General features: G+C 57.1%; 23 protein-coding genes and 1 pseudogene. 14 read left to right on the top strand and 10 right to left on the bottom strand.

Features of this window, described 5'->3' with window-relative positions; genetic code table 11:
• The first annotated feature begins 9 nt into the window (after nt 1–9).
• The gene (gene xth, locus ACR0JX_RS06940) at nt 10–789 is read left to right on the top strand and encodes an exodeoxyribonuclease III (RefSeq protein ID WP_480542564.1); all 780 of its coding nucleotides are present in this window, start codon (nt 10–12) and stop codon (nt 787–789) included.
• Between the two features lie 4 nt (nt 790–793).
• Here xth and ACR0JX_RS06935 read toward each other — a convergent pair whose 3' ends face one another.
• Together ACR0JX_RS06935 and dksA are read right to left on the bottom strand one after the other, a co-directional pair.
• Entirely contained in the window at nt 794–1,945 is a 1,152-nt protein-coding gene (locus ACR0JX_RS06935; RefSeq protein ID WP_480542562.1) for an FAD-dependent oxidoreductase, read from the bottom strand.
• Between the two features lie 71 nt (nt 1,946–2,016).
• Nucleotides 2,017–2,439: an RNA polymerase-binding protein DksA gene (gene dksA / locus ACR0JX_RS06930; RefSeq protein ID WP_170450050.1), complete on the bottom strand. Its 423-nt coding sequence runs from the start codon at nt 2,437–2,439 to the stop codon at nt 2,017–2,019.
• Between the two features lie 378 nt (nt 2,440–2,817).
• Between dksA and ACR0JX_RS06925 the strand changes: the two genes are divergently transcribed.
• From ACR0JX_RS06925 to ACR0JX_RS06905, 5 genes are all read left to right on the top strand, one after another.
• A complete protein-coding gene (locus ACR0JX_RS06925) occupies nt 2,818–3,663 on the top strand; it encodes an AAA family ATPase (protein WP_480542560.1) in 846 nt (281 codons plus the stop codon).
• 158 nt (nt 3,664–3,821) lie between these two features.
• Entirely contained in the window at nt 3,822–4,211 is a 390-nt protein-coding gene (locus tag ACR0JX_RS06920) for an N-acetyltransferase family protein (RefSeq protein WP_480542997.1), read from the top strand.
• Nucleotides 4,211–5,575 (top strand): DUF2927 domain-containing protein, encoded by a 1,365-nt coding sequence (locus ACR0JX_RS06915; RefSeq protein WP_480542995.1) that lies wholly within the window; start codon nt 4,211–4,213, stop codon nt 5,573–5,575. The genes ACR0JX_RS06920 and ACR0JX_RS06915 overlap by 1 nt, the downstream gene beginning before the upstream one ends.
• 7 nt (nt 5,576–5,582) lie before the next feature.
• Nucleotides 5,583–5,753 carry a hypothetical protein gene (locus ACR0JX_RS06910; RefSeq protein WP_480497662.1) on the top strand — a complete coding sequence of 57 codons (171 nt, stop codon included), beginning with the start codon at nt 5,583–5,585 and terminating at the stop codon, nt 5,751–5,753.
• 3 nt (nt 5,754–5,756) lie between these two features.
• Nucleotides 5,757–6,941 (top strand): vWA domain-containing protein, encoded by a 1,185-nt coding sequence (locus tag ACR0JX_RS06905; protein WP_480542558.1) that lies wholly within the window; start codon nt 5,757–5,759, stop codon nt 6,939–6,941.
• An 86-nt stretch (nt 6,942–7,027) separates the two neighbouring features.
• Here the strand turns inward: ACR0JX_RS06905 and ACR0JX_RS06900 are convergent, their stop codons facing one another.
• Complete coding sequence (locus tag ACR0JX_RS06900) at nt 7,028–8,158, bottom strand: tetratricopeptide repeat protein (protein WP_480542556.1); 1,131 nt, start codon at nt 8,156–8,158, stop codon at nt 7,028–7,030.
• Between the two features lie 420 nt (nt 8,159–8,578).
• Between ACR0JX_RS06900 and ACR0JX_RS06895 the strand changes: the two are divergent.
• The 3 genes and pseudogenes from ACR0JX_RS06895 to ACR0JX_RS06885 form a co-directional block, all read left to right on the top strand.
• A pseudogene (locus ACR0JX_RS06895) lies at nt 8,579–8,743 on the top strand (VWA domain-containing protein); the annotation flags it as partial.
• 165 nt (nt 8,744–8,908) lie between these two features.
• Entirely contained in the window at nt 8,909–9,622 is a 714-nt protein-coding gene (locus ACR0JX_RS06890; RefSeq protein ID WP_480542554.1) for an FkbM family methyltransferase, read from the top strand.
• Between the two features lie 103 nt (nt 9,623–9,725).
• On the top strand, nt 9,726–10,421 hold the full coding sequence (locus tag ACR0JX_RS06885) for a M48 family metallopeptidase (RefSeq protein WP_480542552.1): 696 nt from the start codon (nt 9,726–9,728) through the stop codon (nt 10,419–10,421).
• A gap of 63 nt (nt 10,422–10,484) precedes the next feature.
• Here ACR0JX_RS06885 and ACR0JX_RS06880 read toward each other — a convergent pair whose 3' ends face one another.
• From ACR0JX_RS06880 to ACR0JX_RS06860, 5 genes are read right to left on the bottom strand one after another with little or no spacing between them, the layout of a single operon-like run.
• Complete coding sequence (locus ACR0JX_RS06880) at nt 10,485–11,027, bottom strand: RSP_2648 family PIN domain-containing protein (protein ID WP_480542550.1); 543 nt, start codon at nt 11,025–11,027, stop codon at nt 10,485–10,487.
• Entirely contained in the window at nt 11,024–12,226 is a 1,203-nt protein-coding gene (locus ACR0JX_RS06875) for an RSP_2647 family RNA methyltransferase (protein WP_480542548.1), read from the bottom strand. The genes ACR0JX_RS06880 and ACR0JX_RS06875 overlap by 4 nt, the downstream gene beginning before the upstream one ends.
• Nucleotides 12,227–12,264: 38 nt before the next feature.
• Nucleotides 12,265–12,537, bottom strand: coding sequence for a hypothetical protein (locus ACR0JX_RS06870; RefSeq protein ID WP_480542546.1), 273 nt, complete (start codon nt 12,535–12,537; stop codon nt 12,265–12,267).
• Nucleotides 12,521–15,316 (bottom strand): [protein-PII] uridylyltransferase family protein, encoded by a 2,796-nt coding sequence (locus ACR0JX_RS06865; RefSeq protein WP_480542544.1) that lies wholly within the window; start codon nt 15,314–15,316, stop codon nt 12,521–12,523. Before ACR0JX_RS06865 ends, ACR0JX_RS06870 begins: the two co-directional genes overlap by 17 nt.
• Nucleotides 15,317–15,365: 49 nt before the next feature.
• The gene (locus ACR0JX_RS06860) at nt 15,366–15,749 is read right to left on the bottom strand and encodes a DUF4440 domain-containing protein (protein WP_480542542.1); all 384 of its coding nucleotides are present in this window, start codon (nt 15,747–15,749) and stop codon (nt 15,366–15,368) included.
• A 188-nt stretch (nt 15,750–15,937) separates the two neighbouring features.
• On the opposite strand from ACR0JX_RS06860, the gene ACR0JX_RS06855 reads away from it, so the two are divergent.
• The 5 genes from ACR0JX_RS06855 (at nt 15,938) to ACR0JX_RS06835 (ending at nt 19,066) form a co-directional block, all read left to right on the top strand.
• Nucleotides 15,938–16,615 carry an SOS response-associated peptidase gene (locus ACR0JX_RS06855; protein WP_480542540.1) on the top strand — a complete coding sequence of 226 codons (678 nt, stop codon included), beginning with the start codon at nt 15,938–15,940 and terminating at the stop codon, nt 16,613–16,615.
• Nucleotides 16,616–16,850: 235 nt separating this feature from the next.
• A complete protein-coding gene (locus tag ACR0JX_RS06850; RefSeq protein ID WP_170530529.1) occupies nt 16,851–17,273 on the top strand; it encodes a DUF2852 domain-containing protein in 423 nt (140 codons plus the stop codon).
• 65 nt (nt 17,274–17,338) lie between these two features.
• Nucleotides 17,339–17,770, top strand: coding sequence for an RDD family protein (locus tag ACR0JX_RS06845; protein WP_480542538.1), 432 nt, complete (start codon nt 17,339–17,341; stop codon nt 17,768–17,770).
• A gap of 75 nt (nt 17,771–17,845) precedes the next feature.
• Nucleotides 17,846–18,670, top strand: a complete 825-nt coding sequence (locus ACR0JX_RS06840) for an arginyltransferase (RefSeq protein WP_480542536.1) — start codon at nt 17,846–17,848, stop codon at nt 18,668–18,670.
• 6 nt (nt 18,671–18,676) lie between these two features.
• Entirely contained in the window at nt 18,677–19,066 is a 390-nt protein-coding gene (locus ACR0JX_RS06835) for a VOC family protein (RefSeq protein ID WP_480542534.1), read from the top strand.
• A gap of 138 nt (nt 19,067–19,204) precedes the next feature.
• Here the strand turns inward: ACR0JX_RS06835 and ACR0JX_RS06830 are convergent, their stop codons facing one another.
• Together ACR0JX_RS06830 and ACR0JX_RS06825 are read right to left on the bottom strand one after the other, a co-directional pair.
• Nucleotides 19,205–21,559 (bottom strand): TRAP transporter large permease, encoded by a 2,355-nt coding sequence (locus tag ACR0JX_RS06830; RefSeq protein ID WP_480542532.1) that lies wholly within the window; start codon nt 21,557–21,559, stop codon nt 19,205–19,207.
• Nucleotides 21,560–21,576: 17 nt separating this feature from the next.
• Nucleotides 21,577–22,503 (bottom strand): TRAP transporter small permease subunit, encoded by a 927-nt coding sequence (locus ACR0JX_RS06825; RefSeq protein ID WP_480542530.1) that lies wholly within the window; start codon nt 22,501–22,503, stop codon nt 21,577–21,579.
• Nucleotides 22,504–22,573: the final 70 nt, after the last annotated feature.

Here is a 22,573-nt window from a genome sequence, read left to right as displayed (position 1 = left end):
GGACCGCGTATGAAAATCGCCACGTTCAACATCAACGGCATCAAAGCGCGGGCCGAAGCCCTGCCCCGTTGGCTAGATGACGCGCAGCCCGATGTGGTTCTGTTGCAGGAAATCAAATCCGTCGATGAAAACTTCCCGCGCGAGATGTTTGAAGACCGAGGGTACAACGTCGAAACCCATGGCCAAAAAAGCTTTAATGGCGTCGCCATTCTGTCCAAACTTCCGCTCGAGGACGTCTCGCGCGGCTTGCCCGGCAATGACGAGGACGAACAGGCGCGCTGGATCGAGGCCACCGTTGTTGGCAAGCAGGCGATCCGGATTTGTGGGCTCTACCTGCCGAATGGAAATCCGGTGCCCGGGCCCAAATACGACTATAAGCTGGCCTGGATGGAGCGTCTCTATGCGCGCGCCAAAGACCTTATGGCAAGCGAGGAGCCCGCATTGATGGCGGGCGACTACAATATCATCCCGCAGGACGAGGACGCCAAACGCCCCGACGCGTGGCGCGAGGATGCGCTGTTTCGTCCAGAAAGCCGCGCGGCGTTTCGCAAAATTCTAAATCTTGGATTTACCGAAGCCTTTCGCGCCCGCACCCAAGGTCCCGGGCATTATTCATTTTGGGACTATCAGGCCGGTGCTTGGAATCGAAATGACGGCATTCGGATTGATCATTTCCTGCTCACCCCGCAAGCGGCTGATCTAATGCGCGATTGCCAGATCGATGCCGATATACGCGGGCAGAAAAAACCATCAGATCATGTTCCAGTTTGGGTGGATCTGGACATCTGACCGCTCAGGTCGTCACGTCGTGGCTGTAAATCCACTCGTATCGGCGCGACAGGTGCGGGCCGATGACCGAAAGAGCAAGCTGCGCCGCGAGCCTCTTGGGACCTTTCAGGTGGAAATTGTGGGCGTTTGCAGCAGCGGTTGCAACGACACGCCCGGCGCGCGACAAACGCGCCGCCTCATAAGCTGCCAGAGCGCTGCTCATCTCTGAGTGATCATCAAAGCAACGGGCCAAAACCCATGCGTCTTCAAGCGCGAGGCACGCCCCTTGCGCCATCAAGGGCAGCGTTGGATGCGCGGCATCGCCCAACAGAGCCATGCGGCCATCCTGCCATGTGCTTGCAACCGGTCGCAGGAAAAGCGCCCAAAGATGCGCCTCTGTCACGTCGGCGAGTATGTCGCGCACCGGCCCTCCAAAATCCGCGAAACGGGCCCGCAGATCATCTGGATCACCTTGCCTGCGCCAACCTTCTTCTTGCCAGTCTGATCGCTCTTCGATGGCAACAATATTCATCAGGCTCTGGTCGCGCAGCGGATACGTCACCACATGGCGGCCTGGGCCCATCGTGAGTGTGGCGCGCGGTTGGGCCTCGGCCCCCTTCCATGGAACTATCGCGCGCCAAGCAATCTGATGAGTGAATACGGGTGTCTCTGGCCCGTTCAAGCTGGGCCGGAGCGTACTGCGCCCGCCATCGGCGGCGATGACGCAATCGGCGCGCAGATGCGCGCCGCTTTCAAATACAAGTTCGACCTCGGTCGGGTTTTTGCGCAACTCAGCGACACATGAGCCCAAACGGATATCGACCCCGGCGGTTTGGACAGCTTGAAGTAGCAGCCCCAAAAGATCGGCGCGATGATAGTAAAAGGTTGGCCCGGCCTTCGGACCCGGCAAACGGCTGATCACTCGACCCTTGCGGTAGTCGCGAAGCACGGTTCCGTAGGACCTTTGGCCCAAGGGCGGAATATCGGACACGACACCCAATGCGCGAAGTACGCACATCCCATTTGGGCTGATCTGCAAACCCGCGCCCACTTCGGTCAGGGCGGCAGCCTGCTCGAGTACGGTCACCCGCGCCCCGCGTTGCTGCAAGGCAAGCGCGGCGGCCAGACCACCTATGCCACCGCCCACAACGCAGAATTTCAGCCCGTCGAGTTTCATCCCTAGGGCTTAACGCAAAAACGCCGAGGCGACAGGCCCCGGCGTTCCGATTTTTTTGCGATTTTCAGCGATCAATCGTCGCGGTGAACTTTTTCACGACGCTCGTGACGCTCTTGCGCTTCCAGTGTCATGGTCGCGATGGGTCGCGCATCCAGACGCTTCAACGAAATCGGATCACCGGTCTTTTCGCAATACCCATACTCACCCTCGTCGATACGGCGCAGGGCCGAGTCTATCTTGGCGACCAGCTTGCGCTGGCGATCCCGTGTGCGCAGTTCCAGCGCGCGGTCGGTTTCTTCGCTTGCGCGATCAGCGACATCGGGAATGTTTCGGGTATTGTCCTGCAGCCCTTCGATCGTGTCGCGGCTGCCTGCAAGTAACTCTGTCTTCCAATCCAGCAGCTTGCGTCGAAAATACTCAAGCTGACGATCATTCATGAAAGGCTCATCTTCGGCCGGGCGGTAATCATCCGGCAGAAAAACTTCCTGCTTCATATCTGCTCCCTCGGTATGGCCAGAAACGTCGGTCGCGGTTGTATCACCTGACATTTGGCACCCCCTTCTGCGCAGCGTTTATCCGACGGGCACGGGATTGTCACTACACAAACTTAGGTCAGGTACGCCCAACGCCTGACTGGTCTAAATGTGATACTTGAAACGGAAAAAACGCGTTTTTTGGTGAACTTCTGTTGGTGATTTTGTGGCAGTTCACAATCAGTGAAGCAGAAAAATCACCGCGAATCGCGTTAGGCGATAGCGTTTGCACAGCAAATTGCGGTTGAGTCGACGCAGCGACCCGGGTTGTCAAAATCACTGGCTCTCTGTAACCGGGATTGCACCACGCGCAGCCGCGCGCAAGAGCTTGAGGGGCCCATGACTGCACGTTTCCAAGGCACAGCCGAATATGTTGCCACCGACGACCTGACCATCGCTGTAAACGCGGCCGTGACGCTGGAACGCCCCTTGCTGGTCAAAGGTGAACCCGGCACCGGCAAGACCGAGCTGGCCAAACAGGTGGCAGGTGCTTTGGGCCTGAAGATGATCGAGTGGAATGTGAAATCCACCACCCGCGCACAGCAGGGCCTGTACGAATATGACGCCGTCAGCCGACTGCGCGACAGTCAGTTGGGCGATGAGCGTGTGCATGATGTGTCGAACTATATCCGCAAGGGCAAGCTTTGGCAGGCCTTTGACGCCGATGAAAAGGTCGTGCTGCTGATCGATGAGATCGACAAGGCCGATATCGAGTTTCCCAACGACCTTTTGCAGGAACTCGATAAGATGGAGTTCCACGTCTACGAAACCGGTGAAACGATCCGGGCCAAGCATCGCCCGATCGTCATCATCACGTCGAACAACGAAAAGGAACTGCCCGACGCCTTCCTGCGCCGCTGTTTCTTTCACTATATCCGCTTCCCGGACGAGGCGACGATGCGCCGGATCGTCGAAGTTCATCATCCCGGGATTAAGGACGCTCTGCTGACCACGGCTCTGACCCAATTCTACGAAATCCGCGAGACCCAAGGCTTGAAAAAGAAGCCCTCGACCTCAGAGGTGTTGGATTGGCTGAAATTGCTATTGGCCGAGGATCTGACACCCGAGGATCTGAAGCGCGACGGGGCAAATGCGTTGCCCAAGCTTCATGGGGCGTTGCTGAAGAACGAGCAGGACGTCCATCTGTTCGAGCGGCTGGCCTTTATGGCGCGCAGCAAACGTTAGCCTGCTGTCGAATAGGTTGTGAACGCGGCTTGCGTTGGGCCGGACCGGATGTCAGCATCGGGCAACCGGGGCTCAGTTTATCAATAGGGACGTATCGCTTGGCCAATGCACCAGAAATTCTCCCCTTGCGGGCCGCGGACAAAGATCAATGGGCCGAAATGTGGCAGGCCTATCTGGCCTTCTATGAAACGACTCTGCCTGATGAGATTTATGAATCGACGTTTGCACGTTTGCTTGGGGACGATCCGCAGGATTTTTCCTGTTTCGTTGCCGAACAGGACGGCGTGTTAGTCGGACTCACGCACTACTTGTTCCACCGCCATGCCTGGAAGGTGGAAAGAGTCTGTTACCTGCAAGACCTCTATGCCCGCCCCGAGGCGCGCGGGACCGGTGTAGGGCGCGCATTGATCCAGGCGGTGTATGACGAGGCCGACCGGCAGGGTGCGCCAACGGTCTATTGGCTGACACAGGAATATAACCAGACAGCACGCCAGCTCTATGACCGGATCGGCACGCTGACGCCTTTTATCAAGTACAACCGCTCATGATGCGATGGGGCGCCCTTGCCGCGGTATGTCTCCTCTCGGCCTGCGCATCGGTTGAGCGGATTGAACTGCCGGGCAATGTGACAACCATAGAACAGGCCCTGCCCCCGGCCAACAGCTTTACGACGTCTCGGCCGACCCCTCCGGCCAGGTCCAACACGAACATAGCAGCAGATTTCCTCGATCTGCACTTTGCCCTGGAAAGTGGCACACAGCTGCCCATTTTCACCCGTTTTGAAACCCCGGTCACGGTGCGGCTGACGGGAAAACCCACTCCCAGCATGCAGAGCGATCTCGCCCGATTGCTGACCCGTTTGCGGCGCGAAGCGGGGATCGATATCCGGCAAGTTTCCGAAGGTCAGGCCAATATCACCATCGAGGCCGTCAGTCAGCGTGATATTCACCGTATCTTGCCGAATGCTGCGTGCTTTGTGGTGCCTAATTCCTCCAGCCTGGAAGAATACCGCCGGGATCGTCGCAAGGCAAAAAGCAGCTGGACCGAACTGCGACAGCGGGAACGCCTGGGCATATTCATCCCCTATGATGTCAGCCCACAAGAAATGCGCGATTGCCTGCACGAGGAACTGGCGCAGGCGCTGGGACCGCTGAACGACCTGTATCACCTGCCCGATTCCGTATTTAACGACGACAATATCCATACCGTCCTGACCGGCTTTGACATGTTGATCCTGCGGACGGCCTATGCGCCCGAGTTAAAAACAGGCATGACGCGCGAACAGGTTGAAGCCGCCCTTCCCGCAGTTCTGAGCCGCCTGAACCCGCGTGGAGACAGGTTGCCAGTTCAACCCTTCACGACAACACCGCGCGCGTGGATTGACGCGATCAACAAAACGCTTGGCCCCGGCCCCGGATCACCCCGACAATTCCGCTTTGCGCAGAAGGCTGCCGAAATTGGCCAGCAACAGGGTTGGACCGACCACCGCCGTGCCTATCCGCACTATCTGATGGGGCGCATGATCCAGTTCCGCGATCCCGCAGCAGCCCTCCAGCAGTATCAGATCGCCCTACAATTCCTGAATGCAACGCCGGGAACCGAGGTACATCGCGCCCATGTCACGGCACAAACCGCCTCATTCGCGCTGGCTCAGGATCAAGGCCCCAACGTGTTGCCTGATCTGGATAAGGCCATAGATGTGATGACGCGAGCCGAAAACGCGTCGCTTCTAGCAACGCTCCTCTTGTTGAAATCCGAAGCACTAATGCAGGCCGGGCAGGTTCAGCAGGCACGCGCCGTCAGACTGGACAGTCTTGGGTGGGCGCGATACGGGTTTGGCGCAGATGTGGTGGTGAAATCCCTGGCAGAAAGCCGCGCGACCAGATCAGCCGGTAACAATATAGGCGGATGACAAATACATGCTGGTAGTCCTGGGAATGGCTGTTTTGGGTGCGATACTAGGCGCTTGGAACGCGCGCAAACGCAACGGGAACGGCGCCGATATCGCTCAGTATGCAGCAGTTTATGGTATTGCTTTTGCCTTGCTGGGACTTGTGATTTCGCTGATCCTGGTTCGACTGGTGATCTGACCGATGTTCCTGCCCTTTTATGAGAACCTCCGCAAGGCTGGCATACCCGTTTCTCTGCGGGAGTATCTGACCTTTCTGGAGGGGATGAAAAAGGGTCTGGCCACCTATGATGTCGAGGCGTTCTATTACCTCGCCCGTGTGTCGATGGTGAAGGATGAGCGCAATATCGACAAGTTCGACCGTGCCTTTGCCGCCAGTTTCGAAGGGTTGGGTGAGATCAGCTTTGAACAGGTTCTGGAAGCGGTCGACATTCCCGCCGACTGGCTTGAGAAAATGGCCGAAAAGCACCTGTCGGCCGAAGAAAAAGCCGAAATCGAAGCGCTTGGCGGGTTTGACAAGTTGATGGAGACTCTGCGCGAGCGTCTGAAGGAACAGCAGGGTCGCCATCAGGGCGGCAATAAATGGATCGGCACGGCCGGAACCTCCCCGTTTGGGGCCTACGGTTACAACCCCGAAGGGGTGCGGATCGGCCAGAAGGAAAGCCGCCATCAGCGCGCTGTGAAAGTCTGGGACAAGCGCGAATTCAAGAACTTAGACGACACTGTTGAACTAGGGACTCGAAACATCAAGGTCGCCCTGAAACGCCTGCGCCGTTGGGCGCGCGAGGGCGCTACCGAAGAACTTGATCTCGACGGCACGATCCGCGCCACGGCGGAACATGGCTATCTGGACGTCAAGACCCGGCCCGAACGTCACAACGCGGTCAAGGTTCTGCTGTTTCTGGACGTTGGCGGGTCAATGGACCCACATATCAAAGTGGTCGAGGAACTGTTTTCCGCCGCGCGGACCGAGTTCAAGCATCTGGAGTACTACTACTTCCACAATTGCCTCTATGAGGGCGTGTGGCGCGACAATCGCCGCCGCTGGGACCAGCAGACGCCCACACATGAAGTGTTGCGCACCTACGGCCCCGACTACAAATGCATCTTCGTCGGCGACGCCTCGATGAGCCCTTACGAGATCGCCTATCCTGGCGGGGCCAATGAGCATTGGAATCAAGAGGCGGGTCAGGTTTGGTTGCAACGCGCACGCGAACAATGGGCGTCAAACCTGTGGATCAACCCGGTGCCCGAGAAATACTGGGAATATACCCATTCCATCGGCATGATCCGCGAGATTTTCGAGGACCGCATGGTGCCGATGACTTTGTCCGGCCTGGAACAGGGCATGCGGGAACTGACTCGGTAGACCGCAAGATTTGCTTAGAGGTAAAAGCCACCGCCATCGGCATGCATTGCGGTAGAACGAGATTTCCTAGCCGGCGTTTTTTGTGTTCAATCCAAACACTCATGGTCTGACGCGCATTTTGACAGCCCATCCAGCAACACATCACTGATTTCACCATCTGGCCCGCCCGCATAGTGACCAGCGGATTGAAGGCGAAGCTGCCAGAGCGAAATGTCTACTGAACTTGCGCTTTCCAAACCTCGGCGCCATGCGGCAAGCGCAGCTTGCGGGTCCCCAAGACGATGGTGAGAAAAGCCGAGTCTCGTGTATTGTCGATCAATCACCTCGTCCGAGATTTCATTGCCCTCTTCCCGTTTCGATGCAACTTCAAAGAAATCATTAAGTGAGCTGATTGCCGCTTCGTCGTTGCCGAGATCATAATAGACATCTGCTTTCCCGGCGTGTGCAAAGGCATTGTCCGGTAGCTTCGCAAGAACCGTGTCGAATTCGGCAAGCGCGCGCTCTGGCTCATCAAGATCTGCAAAGCTTCGAGCCAGCAGTGTACCAAAAGAAGGCCCAGCAATCTCGCGAGCAGCGGGTGTACTCAGCCTTTCGCTCCTTGCTATTGCTTCGTCAGTTTCCCGTACAAACCGCTCTGCAGTACGGAGCGCGAAGTCGTATTCCGGTTTGATTGCCAAAGCACGTTCAATCGCCGTCTCAGATTCTGCGTATCGACCAAGTCGCAGCAGGACATCACCAAGGACGGCCCATGCAACGTGGTCATTTGGGTATAGAGCCAAAACATGATTCAGGTCGACTTCTGCGTGATACGGCAGTTCAAGATGCTGGTAGTATAGCCAGGCGCGATCCAGTCGCACTAGAGCGTAGTTGGTGTCGAGCAAAACGGTTCTGGAGTATGCCTCAAGCGCCGCATCATAATCCTCAAGCTTATCCAGAATTCGCCCTTCGCGATGCTGATTTAACACTGAGTTCGGAACGGACGCGAGAACAAACCTCGTATCTGCCAACGCTTCCGAATACCGCTTCATTTCATAGTATGTGCTCGCCCGACTGCTGTGGCCAAAATCAGATGCCGGGTCAACCTCCAGAAGATGATTGAACAACGACAAGGCTTTATCATACTCATCCCTTTTCAAGTAGATCAGACCCAGATTGTGTAGAGGCGCTGTCCAATCTGGCGTGATTTCAAGAGCTGCAAGATAGTCGACCTCGGCCAAACCGGGATCTTGTTTTGCCAGAAACAGAGCGCGGTGAAACAGGGCCTGCGATCGAGTGTGTTCTGGAATATCGTCATAGGACAGAAGCGATGTGCAACCAGCGATGCGCTGCGCATCGGATTTGCCTTTCGAGAAGCATTTCTTGGCTTGCGCTTCAACGCCAAAAGGCGCGGAAACCACTAGAACAACGGCGGCCAGAGCGATACCGACAGCGGCCTGTCGAATTTTGTTCATGAGAGACTTTCAAAATATCGGATGCGGTAGAATAACCTTTTAGAGTTACATACATTCTCAGTATCGCGCGTCAATCACGAGAGGCAACCTGCGTTACTTCATGCGTCCCTAAACAAGGGACCTTGCAGTGCCTAACAATCAGAGCAGCCGTTTGTTGCCTCCGTAGCCTTCTCTTTTCAGGAGTGCAAAACACACCAACAATGGGCGTCAAACCTGTGGATCAACCCGGTGCCCGAGAAATACTGGGAATACACCCATTCCATCGGCATGATCCGCGAGATTTTCGAGGATCGAATGGTGCCGATGACCTTGTCCGGCCTGGAACAGGGCATGCGGGAACTGACTCGGTAGGAGATGCTCCTTGAGGTCATCGCTCTGATGGTTCGAGGGCAAAAGGCCGTTGATCTTTAAGGTTTTACAACCCGGCCACTCCGACTAATGTGCATCCGGAAAAGTGGAACTTGCGCCTGCGATTGTGGGCGTTCGATGCTCCCATGCCAGATCTGAGGTTGATTGATGTCAGAAGAGTTCTTTGAAGACGATGGCTCGGTGTCTTATCGCGGGGTCAGAATTCAAAAGACGCCCGGATTGTTCACACGTAGAATTTTGAAGTCCATGAGATTGGGGCGGTACGAAACCGCAGAACTGCGCCATGCCGAGCGGTGCATCGAACAAGGCGAGCGTGTTCTGGATATCGGGGCTGGAGTTGGTTTCTTGTCGACCAAGATCGCGCAGATCGAAAAGGTGGATAAAGTTGTATCAGTCGAAGCAAACCCCGCATTGATTGACGTAATACGCACGACGTTTGAAGGAAACGGGGTTTCCCAAAAGGCCGAGTGTCTTCATGGCATTCTGGGGCAATCCTCAGATGGCGACACAGTCGATTTCTATATTAGAAAGAACTTCTGGGCGTCGTCCCTGAATGGCGACGAACGTGCCTACATTGACAAAGTCGAGGTACCGATTTTGGATTTCGACGCGTTAATTGCAAGGTTTGCCCCGACGATGATCATTTGCGACATCGAAGGTGGTGAGTTGGAGCTTTTCCAGAAATGTGACCTCCGCTCTGTACCTCGCCTTGTGATTGAAGTTCATCCGGGAATTTACGGTCAAACCGGACTGGCCAAGGTGTTTCAGGCCGTGATGGATCAAGGGTTTGTTCTGGATATCCGTGCTCCTCGTGCCGGTGATGTACTCACCTTTCTAAATATGGATCACTTGGAGAAGTGAAGCCGAGGGATCCGGGTGATGGGCCTGTGTATCTGTTTCCCAGGCATTCGATCTGCTGAAGAATTATGTTGCCCTGCTGCCGCGGCGCCCCCATATCTGAGCCATGTTGCGTTTCACCCCGATCCTGCTGGCCATTGCGTATGGCCTTGTGATGTACCGGATTTCCGTCTGGCGCACCCATCGTGAGCTGGATCAGAAATCAACCGAACTGGCCGATCCGGTATTGAAGAGGATGACCGACCGGTTGGCCGCCGCTTTGGATATCGCGCGGGTTCCGGTTTATATCTATGAGATCGATCCTGTGAATGGTTTAGCCGCGCCCGATGGGCGCATTTTCATCACCCGCGGGTTTTATCGCAAGTTTCGCAATGGAGAAGTTTCGGCCGAGGAAATGGCCAGCGTGATCGCGCATGAGCTGGGGCATGTGGCATTGGGTCATGCCAAGCGGCGAATGATTGATTTTTCCGGTCAGAACGCCATGCGGACAGCGCTGATTATGGTACTAAACCGGTTCATTCCCTTTATCGGCGCGATGATCGCCAATGCGCTAACCTCATTGCTGGCCTCGCGCCTGTCGCGCCAGGATGAATATGAGGCCGATGAATACGCCGCCGCCTTGCTGACCAAGGCCGGGATCGGGATCGAACCGCAAAAGTCCTTGTTTCACAAGCTGGAGGACCTGACCCAGCAAAGGGCTGGAATGGTGCCAGCCTGGTTGATGAGCCATCCGAAGACACGAGAGCGGATTGCAGCGCTGGAAGCACTAGAGCAGCGTTGGAGTGCGGGCGGCCAGGCTTAGGCAGCGAGGGGCCAGCCCCTCGCGCTCCCCGGGATATTTGTAGCCAGGTGAAGGGGATCGCGCCTATTGGGAAAGGGCTTTGCCCAGGCGTGGGAGGCGCGCCTTTTTCATCAACGCGCGCAGGGTCCATTGGTCGCCAGAGAGGCGGTTGGCTTCATCAAGAACGCGGTTGGCGATGGTGGCCATACCGTTGGGGTCCGAGAGCCAGAAACCGTGCAGCAAGCCATCGGGATCACGGCGGTCGAGCCCCTCTTCTGCCAGGATATTTTTCGGGAAATCCTTTGCGTTGACCGTCACGATAATGTCGGCTGAAGCGGCTATCGCGGTTGCCAGAACGTGGATATCTGCAGCATCAGGCAGCCAAAGGCGGTTTTCGAGCCCTTGCGCGGTCGCGCGTTCGGCTTGTGGCCAGTGCGCCTGCGTCAGCGCGATTTCAGCGCGGGCTTGCGCCTCACCCTCGGGACCCAGCTTGCGGGCGGCGCGGGCCCATTCTTCGAGAATACGGGCGGACCAGATCGGGGTGAAATGACCCAGGCTGGCTGCGCCCAGCAGCATCTCTCGCATCACTGTCGGGTAGATGACGCAGGTATCGAGAACCGCCCTCACAGACGGTAGAACACGGCTTTGAGGTAACCGCTTTCTGCCAGCTGTGGCAGTTGTGGGTGATCGGGACCTGCGAAACCAGTGTGGATCAGCTGTGCCTGCCGGCCAGCGCGGCCAATCCCGCGTGAAGACGCATCGCGAAACCGGCCCAGATCGGCAGCGTGTGAGCAGGAGCAGAGGCCCAGATAACCACCGGGTTTGACCAGCGGGGCCGCCAGACGTGCGATACGTTCATAGGCGCGAAGGCCTGCATCTAATGCTTGTTTTGAGGGTGCAAAGGCGGGCGGGTCGCAGATGACCACATCGAATAGGGCGCCCTCATCGCCCAGTTCGGTCAGCACGTCGAACGCGTCGCCTTGGCGGGTCTGGAAACGATCCGCGCAGCCTGTGGCTTTGGCCCCTTTGCTTGCCAAATCCAAAGCGGCGGCAGAGCCATCGACGCAGGTTGCTTGTGCAGCCCCACCGGCCAACATGGCAAGACCAAAGCCGCCCACATGGCTGAACACATCCAGCACTTGCGCGTCTGGATGGACCAGACGGGCCGCAAAAGCGTGGTTGGGGCGTTGGTCATAGAACAGGCCGGTTTTCTGGCCGCCGGTCAGATCGGCCATATAGCTCGCACCATTCATCGGCACCGGCAGCGGCGCGTCCGGCGCTGTTCCGCGCAGGGTTTGGTTCACGTCATCCAGCCCCTCCAGCCCGCGGGTGCGACCTGAGGCGTTTTTGAGGACAGTCGCTACTCCGGTAACGCTGACCAAAGCGTCGGTGAGCGCGTCCAAATGCGCTTCTGCCCAGGCGGCGTTGGGCTGGATCACGCAGGCATCGCCGAAACGGTCGATGATCACGCCGGGAAAGCCATCGGCCTCGGCATGGATCAGGCGGTAATATGGCGCCTCGAACAGGCGCTCGCGCATCTCAAGCGCGCGTTGCAAACGGGTTTCGAACCAATCGGCGTTCAGATCGGCATCAATGTCGCGATCCAATACGCGACACATGATTTTTGAGTCGGGGTTCACAGCGACCAAAGCGATAGGTGCGCGCTTTTCATCCTCAAGCACGGCCAACGCTCCGGCCGGGATTTTTCGAGTGCGGCGGTCGGTGACGATGTCATTCGCATAGACCCAGGGAAACCCATGTCGCAGGCCGCGCGCATTGGCTTTGGGTTTCAGACGGATACGTGGGTGATCAGTGGTATTGGTCATTGCCCCCTATTAGTGATGCACGCGCCGGGGGAAAAGCCCTAACGCGGGCGCGAGCGCCAACCGCCACGTCGTTTTGGTGCTTCTGAAGCTCGCAGCCCCTCGGCCATGACCTGTGTCATCGGGTGGTCGGCATCCTGCGCAGCATAGGTGGCATGCAGGGTGGTCAACGCCTGCTTCTGATCCTGCCCCTCCGGCAGGCTGAGCGCCCAATCGAGGAAGATGCTGCGGCATTCCGGCAAAGCGATGCCTTCGATGTTATAGGCTTCGCGGATCAGGCCCTTGGGGTCATTGGGATCAGTGCTGCGTGCCATCTTCGCCCTCTTTGATGACGCTGCCGATGATTTCGGCAGCGGTCGTGTAAGTGTCTTGTAGCGCGGATTGCAGTTGCTCCACCTGTTCGAACCCAGTGGCCCTGCACAGGAACGCCGCACCACCCTCACCAATCTTGTCAGCCTCGATTACTTTGCCCGAAAGCAGCCGCGCTGCGCATTGCACGTACCAGCATAGATCGTAGGTGTCTTTCAGAGTTTGTGCCTGCGCGACATCCAGCAACCCGGCAGCGACGGCGCCATCTAGGCCGGAGGGCACATCACGATCCGCGAGACCTGCCATCAACGCGCCGGTTTGCGCCATCAGTTCGATATCCATCAAGCGGCCGGGACCATTTTTGGCATCCCAAACTCCGGCAGGGGCTTTTGCAGCGGCAAGCCGCGTGCGCATTTCGGCCACTTCGTGCAAAACCTTCTTCATTTCGCGCGGACGCGACAGGAAATCAGCCCTGAAAGCTTCGATATCCATGGCCAGCCCCACCTCACCCGCCACCACATGCGCGCGTGTCAGGGCAAGGTGTTCCCAAACCCAGGCTTCGTTCTGCTGGTAATTGGTGAAGCTGGCCCAACTGGTCGCCACCGGCCCCTGATTGCCTGACGGGCGCAAACGCATGTCGACTTCATAGAGCCGCCCCTGAGACATCGGGGCCGAAAGCGCCGTGATCAGTGCTTGCGTGAACCGCGCATAGTAGGTGCGGGTGGCCAGTGGGCGCGGACCTTCGGACATCTCCTGATCCAACGGGTCGTAGATCACGATCATATCCAAATCGGATTGCGAATTGATCTGCCCTGCCCCAAGCGATCCCATACCCAGAATGGCGGCCCCACGCCCCGGAGCAGCGCCATGCTTGCGGGCGAAATTCTCGGTCACATGAGGCAGGATCGAAGCGATAACAGCCTGCGCCAGTTCTGCGTATTGACGACCCGCTTGTGCGCCGTCGATCAGCCCGCGCAAATGATGCACCCCCACCCTGAAATGCCATTCCTTGCACCAGCGCCGCGCCAGATCAAGCTGAGTTTCATAATCCGCCTCTGCCGCCAAAGCCTGTTCCAGCTCGGCCTGCAGATCTTGCTGCCCGGGCCAGTCAGCAAAGAAACTGCCGCCTATGACCGCATCAAAGACCGAGGCATTGCGGGACAGATGCGAGGCCAGCGCGTGGGACGTGCCCACGATATCAATCAACAAATCGATCAGCTGCGGATTGGCCTCGAACAGGGAAAACAGCTGCACCCCGGCGGGCAGCCCGGCCAGAAACCCGTCAAGCGCCACCAAGGCCTCTTCCGGTTGTGCTGTCTTGGCGAGGCGCGACAGGAGTTCAGGTTTGAGCCGGTCAAAGATGCGCCTGCCCCGTTGCGAACGCAGCGCCGGGTAAGAGGCCCAGCGGGCCAGGATGCTTTTGTCGAACGTAACCTCTTGCTCGGGCGTCGGGGTCGCACCAGGACCGGGGGCAAAGAACCCCTCGGTCAAGTCATGCACCTCGGTCAATCGGCGGGTCAGGTCGGTCGTCAGCTCGGTACTACTGATCCCCATCAGGCAGGCCACACGTTCGATACCGTCCTGGGATTGCGGCACTTTGTGGGTCTGAGCATCATGGATCATCTGAATCCGATGTTCGACCTCACGATGCGCGCGATAGTGGTCGGTTAGCTTTTGTGCGACCTCTTTGGGCACCCAGCCTTTTGCAGCCAAAGCAGCCAAACCGGGAACCGTTCCGCGCACGCGTAGGTCCGGGTCGCGCCCCCCTGCGATCAGTTGTCGGGTTTGGGTGAAGAATTCAATCTCACGAATACCGCCCTGTCCCAGTTTCATATCATGGCCAGGAATCGAGAGGCTGCCACCTGTCCCTTTATTCTCGCGAATGCGCAGGCGCATATCATGGGCGTCCTGAATGGCGGCAAAATCCAGATGCCGACGCCAAACAAAGGGACGCAGAGTTTCCAGAAACCGCTCTCCGGCAGCGATATCGCCCGCACAGGCGCGCGCCTTGATATAAGCGGCGCGTTCCCATGTTCGGCCAAGGCTTTCATAGTACCGCTCAGCCGCCTCCATCGCCATGCAAACCGGTGTCACCGCCGGATCAGGGCGCAGGCGCAAATCAGTGCGAAAGACATAGCCGTCAGCGGTTTTGTCGCTGAGCGTGGCGCAGAAGTTGCGTGTGGCGCGGACCATCCCATGCCGCGCATCGTAGAAATCGACCGGGTCATGACGTGTTTCATCGAACAGTACGATCAGGTCGATATCCGAGCTGTAATTCAGCTCATGCGCGCCCATCTTGCCCATCGCCAAAATGACCATCCCAGCAGCGGTTTCGACGTCATCTTCGGTCATTCCGGGCAGTTTCTTGCGCCGGATCAGGGCGGCGATCTCGGCCTTGGCCGCGACATCTGCCGCCAACGCTCCGAAATCAGTCAGCGCAGCGGTCACTTTTTCCAAAGGCCACGCACCCGAGATATCGGCCAGCGCAGTCAGCAGCGCCATCCGGCGCTTGGCAAGCCTCAGACCCGACTTCAGCTGATCTGGGGCCAAAGCCCGCGCCGCATCCATAAGCTCAACCATGGCCTGATCCGGCCCGGACAGCGCTTGCGGCAGCCAGTCTCTCTCGCGCTCAATCAACCCTTTCAGATAGGGGCTGGACCCGGCGGTTCCGGCGATCAACTCCCCTTGTTCAGGTGTCAAATCCGCCAGCAAATCACGTGTTTCATCGCCCAAAGACGGGTCGAACGCGCGTGGCAAACGGGTGATGGCCAGACTGTCACTCATATCGCGACCCTGCGCATTGCCTCACCCTAAGGTCAATGGGTCAAACGCATCACGCGTTCTGAACCGGTGTGTCCTGACTGAAACTGTTGACCCACTTGTCATGCCGACGCTCCCACAACGAGGAAATCAGCATCGCCTCCCACCTGGCTGCACCAGGCCGCACGTAGTCTGCGCGATAGGACAGCAAGACGATGTCCGCAGTTAGAACCCGTAGCTTTTCCTCGCTCAGCCTGAATTCAGCCATCGTCGGCGCATCGGCAAATTGACCAACGTGATCGTCCCGATTGGCAAAGCCTGACGGGTAGACACCCAGAAAGTCGGCGCTCAAAAGCGCGCGATCCGCGCTGGCATCCCCGACAACCAGCGCAGTCCAAACCTGCTTTTCCAGATCCAGTATTTCGGCAATCGAAGGGGCGGTGTTGTTTTCGTCCATAGTCATAATCGTTTGTTACGCTAATCTGCGGCTGCACGAAAGAAGGCGGATGTGCAGCTACGAACAGCGATCAAAGATATTTTTCAGGCAACATGTCAAAGGTCACAAGCCTGAAGAACGAACAACAAAGCCCGATGCGGCATACGCTCAACCTTGCCTCGGTTTTTGAACCAAAATAGGCTCATTCCATGTGTGGTAAGTTTGCAGCCGGTCACCTAACGCAGAAACAGATGCTCGCGACTCTGGAGTACTTTCTTTATGGAAAGGTCTCTCCCGATCTACCCAAGCCGCTGCCCTCTGGGGGCTATAATGTCTCACCGACCGATCAGGTCAATATGATCCGCTGGGATGGCGACACTGCCGAACTCACGTCCGCCCGCTGGCAGCTAAAGGATCCGCGCAGTCAAAAGCCCATGATCAATTCCAAAATCGAGAATGTCGCGTTCTGGCAGGACTATTGGAACAACGGCCGGTGTCTTATCCCGGCGCTTGGATACTATGAATGGCAAAAGGATCAGGGGCATGGCTGTCCGACCTATGTCACAGTCAAACGTAATGAACCGCTTATGTTCTTTGCCGGGTTCTATCGAACGCAAGATGGGCGGCACAGCTGCACCATCATGACACGTAAACCAAGCCCCCAGATAGCGCACATCCATAATCGGATGCCGGTCATTCTGACCCCTTCAGAGATCGAGACTTGGTTAAACGGCATCACAACACCACAAGAGGCGCAAGAGACGCTTGGTACGGGATATGAGGGGCGATTTGAATATCATACTGTGAAGCCGATCAAACGCGCATCCGACGGCGAAGACCTAATCGAACCCTACACGCCCCCGATCCAGAGCAAGTTCGACTTCTGAAAACGATAGAACGCGCACGCTGCTCAGCCCTGTTCTGTCGACGCTGCAAACATCCGTTCAATAAATTGAATAAAACACTGGCGCACTACAATAGCTGCGTTCTGTGAGGGTACAGGTTCTCAGTCATCCGACTCGAAAAAATGTAAATCTTTTTCACATCGCCCCTTGCAACCATCTGTAGGCTTCCCATCTAGACAATGTGAAAGGAATTTACATCAACCCCTGGAGAGACCAAATGACCGCATTGTCCGAACCTACCGTCCCTGCAAACCCGGGATGGCTGCACCGCGCCGAGGCCTGGATGGACGACAAAGGCAAAGGTGCCTGGATCGCCGCCATGGTCCTTGGTTTCATCTTCTTCTGGCCCGTGGGCCTGGCCCTTCTGGCCTATATGATCTGGAGCAAACGCATGTTCAGCAAATCTTGCAGCCGCCGCAAATCCTGGCACAGCCACATGAGCGCAATGAAACCTTCGGGCAACACAGCATTCGACGCCTACAAGGCCGACACGCTGGCGCGCTTGGAACGTGAGCAGCAAGATTTCGAAGCCTTCCTGCATCGCCTGCGCGAAGCCAAAGACAAGGCCGAGTTCGACCAGTTCATGGATGAACGCGCCCGCGACAACCACGAAGAGGACGGTAAAGGCGAACCTGCCTGATCCCCCTTGCCCTGTCCCGGTCTTCGGGACAGGGTAATACGACCTTCATTTTCGGAAATCTGTTTATGACCCACCTGCCCAACCCTGACACACAACCCGAGTTTTATCAGTCCGTCACATCCAAGCGCTTTGTCGCCTGGCTGTTCGATATCGCGCTGATCTCGCTGCTGTGTATTGTTCCCGTCTTTTTGACCTTTGGCGCAGGGCTGTTTTTCCTGCCCCTGATCTATGCGGTCATAAGCTTTGTCTATCGGGTCATCACCATCTCAAACGGCTCGGCCACGCTGGGCATGCGCTTCATGGGGATCGAATTGCGCGATGCATTTGGCGAACGTATGGATATGGGCAAAGCGCTTGCGCATACCGCCGGATATTTCATCAGCATGGCGTTTTTCGTAGTCCAGATCATCTCGATCATCATGATGCTGACCAGCGCGCGCTGTCAGGGTCTGACAGACGCCTTCCTTGGCACCGTCATGATCAATCAACGGGCCTGACCACACATCGCGTGAATCACTTGGCGGCGCCAAAAACCGTTGCTATCATCAGGTCCGAGGCTACATGGGACCTTCATGCGACATACGCTGCCAATTGCGCCACAATTCTATGTGACGGCCCCCCAACCCTGCCCCTATCTCGAGGGCAGGCTGGAGCGTAAGCTGTTCACCGCACTGCAAGGCGAAGGCGCAGACCAGCTGAACAATTCCCTGTCCCAACAAGGGTTTCGCCGGTCTCAAAACGTACTCTATCGCCCGTCCTGCACTGATTGCGCGGCCTGCCTGTCCGCTCGGATCGATGTTGCTGCCTTCCGCCCAACCAAAAGCCAGAAACGCGCCGCAAAACGGAATTCCTACCTGCAGCGGCGTGCCACATCGCCCTGGGCTACGGACGAGCAGTACGAGCTGTTCCGCCGCTACCTCGACACGCGCCACGCCGATGGCGGCATGGCCGATATGGATGTGTTCGAATTTGCCGCGATGATCGAGGAAACCCCCATCCGCAGCCGCGTGGTGGAATATCTGGACCCCGAAACCGGTGACCTGATCGCCGTCAGCCTGACCGATGTGCTCGATGACGGGCTCAGCATGGTCTATTCCTTCTACGACCCGCAGCAACCGCAGAACTCTCTGGGCACCTATATGATCCTGGATCACATCGACATCGCGCGCGAGGCGGGCCTGCCTTATATCTACCTGGGCTACTGGGTGCCCGGCAGCCCGAAGATGGGGTACAAGGCCAAATTCTCAGGCCTCGAAGCCTATGTTCAAGGGCAATGGCAAAAGGTTCAGGACCCTGCAACGTTCTCTGATGAGTCGCATCATCCGCTCTCTGCGGCCCCTATCGCGGAACAGGTTGCCAATATTCAGTTGCCCGACCGCCACCCCACCAAGGGTTGATCTGATATGAAACAAAGCCTGCATGCCGTCACTCTTGTGGTGCCGGATTATGACGCGGCGATCGCCTTCTACACCGAAACGCTCAGCTTCACGCTGGAGCAAGATATCGATCTGGGCGGAGGCAAACGCTGGGTGCGGGTGGTCCCACCCCGCAGCGATGGCGCCTCGCTTCTGTTGGCCAAAGCCGTTGGTCCTGATCAAAACGCCGCCATCGGCAACCAGACCGGAGGCCGCGTCGGCTTCTTCCTGCAAACCGATGACTTCCAGCGCGACCATGCCGCGATGCGCGCAAACGGTGTGCACTTCGAAGAAGAACCTCGCACCGAACCCTATGGAATTGTCGCCGTCTGGCGCGACCCGTTCGGCAATCGATGGGATCTGATCCAGTTCACCTGATCCACTCTTCATCTGGCCAGAAAATATCCCGGGGATGAATTGGCCGCAGGCCAAGAAGGGGCTGGCCCCTTACCCCCCAACATAAAAAGCAAAAGGGGGCCATCAGGCCCCCTTTTTCAATTTGATTACTCAATCCGATCAATTCGGAATCAAATCCGGGACAATGGTTACAATCGCCGGGAAGAACCACAGGATTGCGATCCCAACTACCTGGATGACCACAAAAGGTGCAACCCCTCGGTAGATATGTCCGGTCGTCACCTCTTTTGGCGCGACACCCCGCAGATAGAACAGCGCAAACCCAAAGGGCGGCGTCAGGAACGAGGTCTGAAGGTTCACCGCCACCATGATCGTCACCCATTTCGGATCAAACGACCCGCCATAGATCACCGGGCCCACAATCGGGATCACAATGTAGATGATCTCGAGGAAATCCAGCACAAAGCCCAGAATGAACAGCACCAGCATCACGATCAGGAAGACCGTGAACTCGTTGTCAAAGCTTTTTAGGAATTGCTGGATATAGTGCTCACCCCCGAACGAGATCACCACCAGGTTCAGCAACTGCGATCCGATCAGGATGGTGAACACCATCGAGGTCACCTTGGCCGTTTCCCGCACCACAGGGGTCAAAACTCCGCTCGAAAACAGCACCCAGCAGCCATAAAGTAGACCAAACAGCGCATAGAGATAAGCTGAATAAGCCAGACCAAAGGCGATCCAGGTTTCGGCGTTTGCTCCGCTCTGGTTCACCCGCAGGTCAAAGTTCACACCCAGCAACAGGCAGATGATGACGGCGAAGGTCGACCAGATGATCACACCGCCTGACTGGCCCTGCTCACGCAATTTACGATAAGCAGCCAGCATGATTGCCCCACCTGCACCAAGCGCGGCGGCCGGTGTCGGGTTGGTGATCCCGCCAAGGATCGAGCCAAGAACGGCAATGATCAGAACCAGCGGAGGAAAGACCACGCGGATCAGATCATTGGTCGCGCAACGCGCAGCTGCTTCCTTGCAGCCATAAATCGCAATAGCAAACGGGATGGCCAAGAGCAGGAAAGTGCCGCCGGACGAGGTGATCGGTGAGATCAACAGGATATCAACCAGCAACATCAGCAACAGGCCAATCGCCCCAACGATCAAGGGCTGAGGGGAACGCGATGGTGCAATGCCGCGCCCCAGAACCAGGGTCAGGGCCAGCAGCACAACGATGATCGTGACACCGGTCCCAATCGGCGCAGCATCGGCAATCTTGGTCTCACGCGCCGCGGCGATTTCTTCCTCGCTCAGACGTTCGGCATTGGCAATTCCACCGGCGGCATCAATCTCCTGCTGCTCGACCACGGCCTGATCCCAGGCCGCCTGACCATGCAGATCGATCATCGAGGCTTTGCATTCCTCCGATACATTGGTCCGAAGTGATGCATCCTGCCCCACATCCGAGAAAGCCGAGACCGAGATATTCTGGCTGCCAATGATCCCGGCACTGCCCAGAAGCATTGCGCCAACGATGATTGCAACCGGCGCGCCCAGCAGCCATGTCAGCCCTTCGGATCGTGTGATCGTCTCGCCTGACCCGCCCGACAGTTCGACGGCAGGTGCCTTGTCCGGATTCAACAGCGCATAGCCAAAGGCGTAAAGCGCATAAAGAAGTGCCAACATGATCCCCGGCAGCAGCGCGGCCTGGAACAATGTCCCCACCGAGACCACCGCTGGCTCACCCAGATAGGTCAACGCATCGGTACATCCCGCTGCCACAGCTCGACTTTCTTGCGCCGTGGAATACAGATCTCCTGCCAGTGTCCCCAAAAGGACAATCACAATCGAGGGCGGTATGATCTGCCCCAAAGTACCCGACGCAGCAATCACACCGGTCGCAAGCTCTGGCGAATAGTTGTTTCGCAACATGGTCGGTAGTGCCAACAATCCCATGGTCACCACGGTCGCGCCAACAATCCCGGTGGAGGCCGCCAGGAACGCGCCAACAACCACAATCGAAACCGCCAAACCGCCCGGCAACGGGCCAAAGACACGCGCCATCGTGGTCAGCAGATCATTGGCAATCTTCGAGCGCTCCAGCGTGATGCCCATCAGAACAAACATCAACACGGCCAGCAGTGTCTCGATCGATTGGCCCGCCAGAACACGCTCGTTCATACGATTGACGATAAACGAAACATTGCGGTCCAGTGCAGTTTCCCATCCCGAGGGGAAGACCGGCTCGCCGATCCTTGGCAAATCCGGGTATCGGAACACAGAAACTGAATCGGGTTTCACCCCCGTCGCAACCAGATCCCGGTACATTTGCGAACTGGTATCGATTGCCTGATGGATCAATAGCCCGGCACTGTCCAGCGCGGCAATGATCCCGAAGGATATGACCCCGGCCCCACCAATGGCAAAGGCCACCGGGAAACCAGAGAGGATGCCTCCGAAAAGGCAGAAAAATACGATAATGAGGCCTATCTCGACGCCATCAAGTCCGAATAGCATTGTCTGGGTCTCCGTCCCTAATGTGCGCCTTCATAGGCTTCTTCACCTGCGCCAAGGCTGTCCTTGTCGAGGTATTTTCCGGCGTTCTCGGGCCCTTCCACATATTCCAGATACGATCGGTAAAGGAACGCAATCGCATGCAGGAACACCATGCCTGCAAATAGGACAAGCAGGATTTTAAACAGGAAATATGCGTTGAAACCGTTGGGGCTGAAGCCGATGGTTTCCACATTCCACCGCAGCGCGCGTGATTTGGCAACCAACCGGTCCAGAGTATCACTGGCCGATGGTTTCGGCACGATCAGATGCCGCCACATGAAATACCAGCCATACATCCAAGTCAGCACCGCCATCGGCATCATGAACAATAGCGCACCGCACATGTCGACCACACGCTTGGCGCGGTGGCTTATGCCTGCGTAGATCAGGTCAACCCGCACATGTCCGCCTTGCACAAATGTGTAGGTACAGCATAGGCAGACCACCATGGCGTTATATAGTTTAAGTTCTTCTGCGAACCAACTGATATCCTTTTGAAAAGGAATACCAAACCCGAACGCCATATCCGCGCGCGTAAAGACACGCTGCATGAAAACGATGATGATCTGCTGAAGCACCATCAGCAAACCGGCCCAGGCAAAGAACCGCCCGGTGATGTTTGCGAACCCTTCCAGCCCGCGAACCATGCCCCACATGAAATTCCGGTAGTAGAGGCCAATGGCCGTCAGCACCAGAAACAGGGCAAAAATCACAAAGAAGAACTCGACCGACCCGCCATAGTAGACAAAGCGCATCACAGCTTCATTGTCCGACCAGTTCAGCCACAGTTGCGGATGCGTGATCGCATATCCAAAATTATAGAAGGCTTCGGCAATGCTCTGAATGAACCAGATCAGTCCATTCCACAGGGCGCCGAAGAACGAGATACCGTTTTCGTCCTGCATGTTGTCCCCAGGTCGCGTCGGTTGCACTGCCTATTGGTGCGGCATGATGGGTCCGCGCATGTGCAACAGG

It is taken from the genome of Ruegeria sp. AH7 (assembly GCF_056541325.1).
The sequence above is the reverse complement of the archived record's forward strand: the minus strand, read 5'-3'. Positions and strand labels throughout refer to the sequence as shown.

What these genes read in the sequence shown, in the direction of transcription:
- ACR0JX_RS06865 (WP_480542544.1), bottom strand. Translation starts at nt 15,316, where the DNA reads ATGAGTGACAGTCTGGCCATCACCCGTTTGCCACGCGCGTTCGACCCG.
- ACR0JX_RS06925 (WP_480542560.1), top strand. Translation starts at nt 2,818, where the DNA reads ATGACTGCACGTTTCCAAGGCACAGCCGAATATGTTGCCACCGACGAC.
- dksA (WP_170450050.1), bottom strand. Translation starts at nt 2,439, where the DNA reads ATGAAGCAGGAAGTTTTTCTGCCGGATGATTACCGCCCGGCCGAAGAT.
- ACR0JX_RS06825 (WP_480542530.1), bottom strand. Translation starts at nt 22,503, where the DNA reads ATGCAGGACGAAAACGGTATCTCGTTCTTCGGCGCCCTGTGGAATGGA.
- xth (WP_480542564.1), top strand. Translation starts at nt 10, where the DNA reads ATGAAAATCGCCACGTTCAACATCAACGGCATCAAAGCGCGGGCCGAA.
- ACR0JX_RS06830 (WP_480542532.1), bottom strand. Translation starts at nt 21,559, where the DNA reads ATGCTATTCGGACTTGATGGCGTCGAGATAGGCCTCATTATCGTATTT.
- ACR0JX_RS06910 (WP_480497662.1), top strand. Translation starts at nt 5,583, where the DNA reads ATGCTGGTAGTCCTGGGAATGGCTGTTTTGGGTGCGATACTAGGCGCT.
- ACR0JX_RS06920 (WP_480542997.1), top strand. Translation starts at nt 3,822, where the DNA reads ATGTGGCAGGCCTATCTGGCCTTCTATGAAACGACTCTGCCTGATGAG.
- ACR0JX_RS06850 (WP_170530529.1), top strand. Translation starts at nt 16,851, where the DNA reads ATGACCGCATTGTCCGAACCTACCGTCCCTGCAAACCCGGGATGGCTG.
- ACR0JX_RS06840 (WP_480542536.1), top strand. Translation starts at nt 17,846, where the DNA reads ATGCGACATACGCTGCCAATTGCGCCACAATTCTATGTGACGGCCCCC.
- ACR0JX_RS06875 (WP_480542548.1), bottom strand. Translation starts at nt 12,226, where the DNA reads ATGACCAATACCACTGATCACCCACGTATCCGTCTGAAACCCAAAGCC.
- ACR0JX_RS06860 (WP_480542542.1), bottom strand. Translation starts at nt 15,749, where the DNA reads ATGGACGAAAACAACACCGCCCCTTCGATTGCCGAAATACTGGATCTG.
- ACR0JX_RS06890 (WP_480542554.1), top strand. Translation starts at nt 8,909, where the DNA reads ATGTCAGAAGAGTTCTTTGAAGACGATGGCTCGGTGTCTTATCGCGGG.
- ACR0JX_RS06845 (WP_480542538.1), top strand. Translation starts at nt 17,339, where the DNA reads ATGACCCACCTGCCCAACCCTGACACACAACCCGAGTTTTATCAGTCC.
- ACR0JX_RS06885 (WP_480542552.1), top strand. Translation starts at nt 9,726, where the DNA reads ATGTTGCGTTTCACCCCGATCCTGCTGGCCATTGCGTATGGCCTTGTG.
- ACR0JX_RS06935 (WP_480542562.1), bottom strand. Translation starts at nt 1,945, where the DNA reads ATGAAACTCGACGGGCTGAAATTCTGCGTTGTGGGCGGTGGCATAGGT.
- ACR0JX_RS06835 (WP_480542534.1), top strand. Translation starts at nt 18,677, where the DNA reads ATGAAACAAAGCCTGCATGCCGTCACTCTTGTGGTGCCGGATTATGAC.
- ACR0JX_RS06915 (WP_480542995.1), top strand. Translation starts at nt 4,211, where the DNA reads ATGCGATGGGGCGCCCTTGCCGCGGTATGTCTCCTCTCGGCCTGCGCA.
- ACR0JX_RS06855 (WP_480542540.1), top strand. Translation starts at nt 15,938, where the DNA reads ATGTGTGGTAAGTTTGCAGCCGGTCACCTAACGCAGAAACAGATGCTC.
- ACR0JX_RS06905 (WP_480542558.1), top strand. Translation starts at nt 5,757, where the DNA reads ATGTTCCTGCCCTTTTATGAGAACCTCCGCAAGGCTGGCATACCCGTT.
- ACR0JX_RS06870 (WP_480542546.1), bottom strand. Translation starts at nt 12,537, where the DNA reads ATGGCACGCAGCACTGATCCCAATGACCCCAAGGGCCTGATCCGCGAA.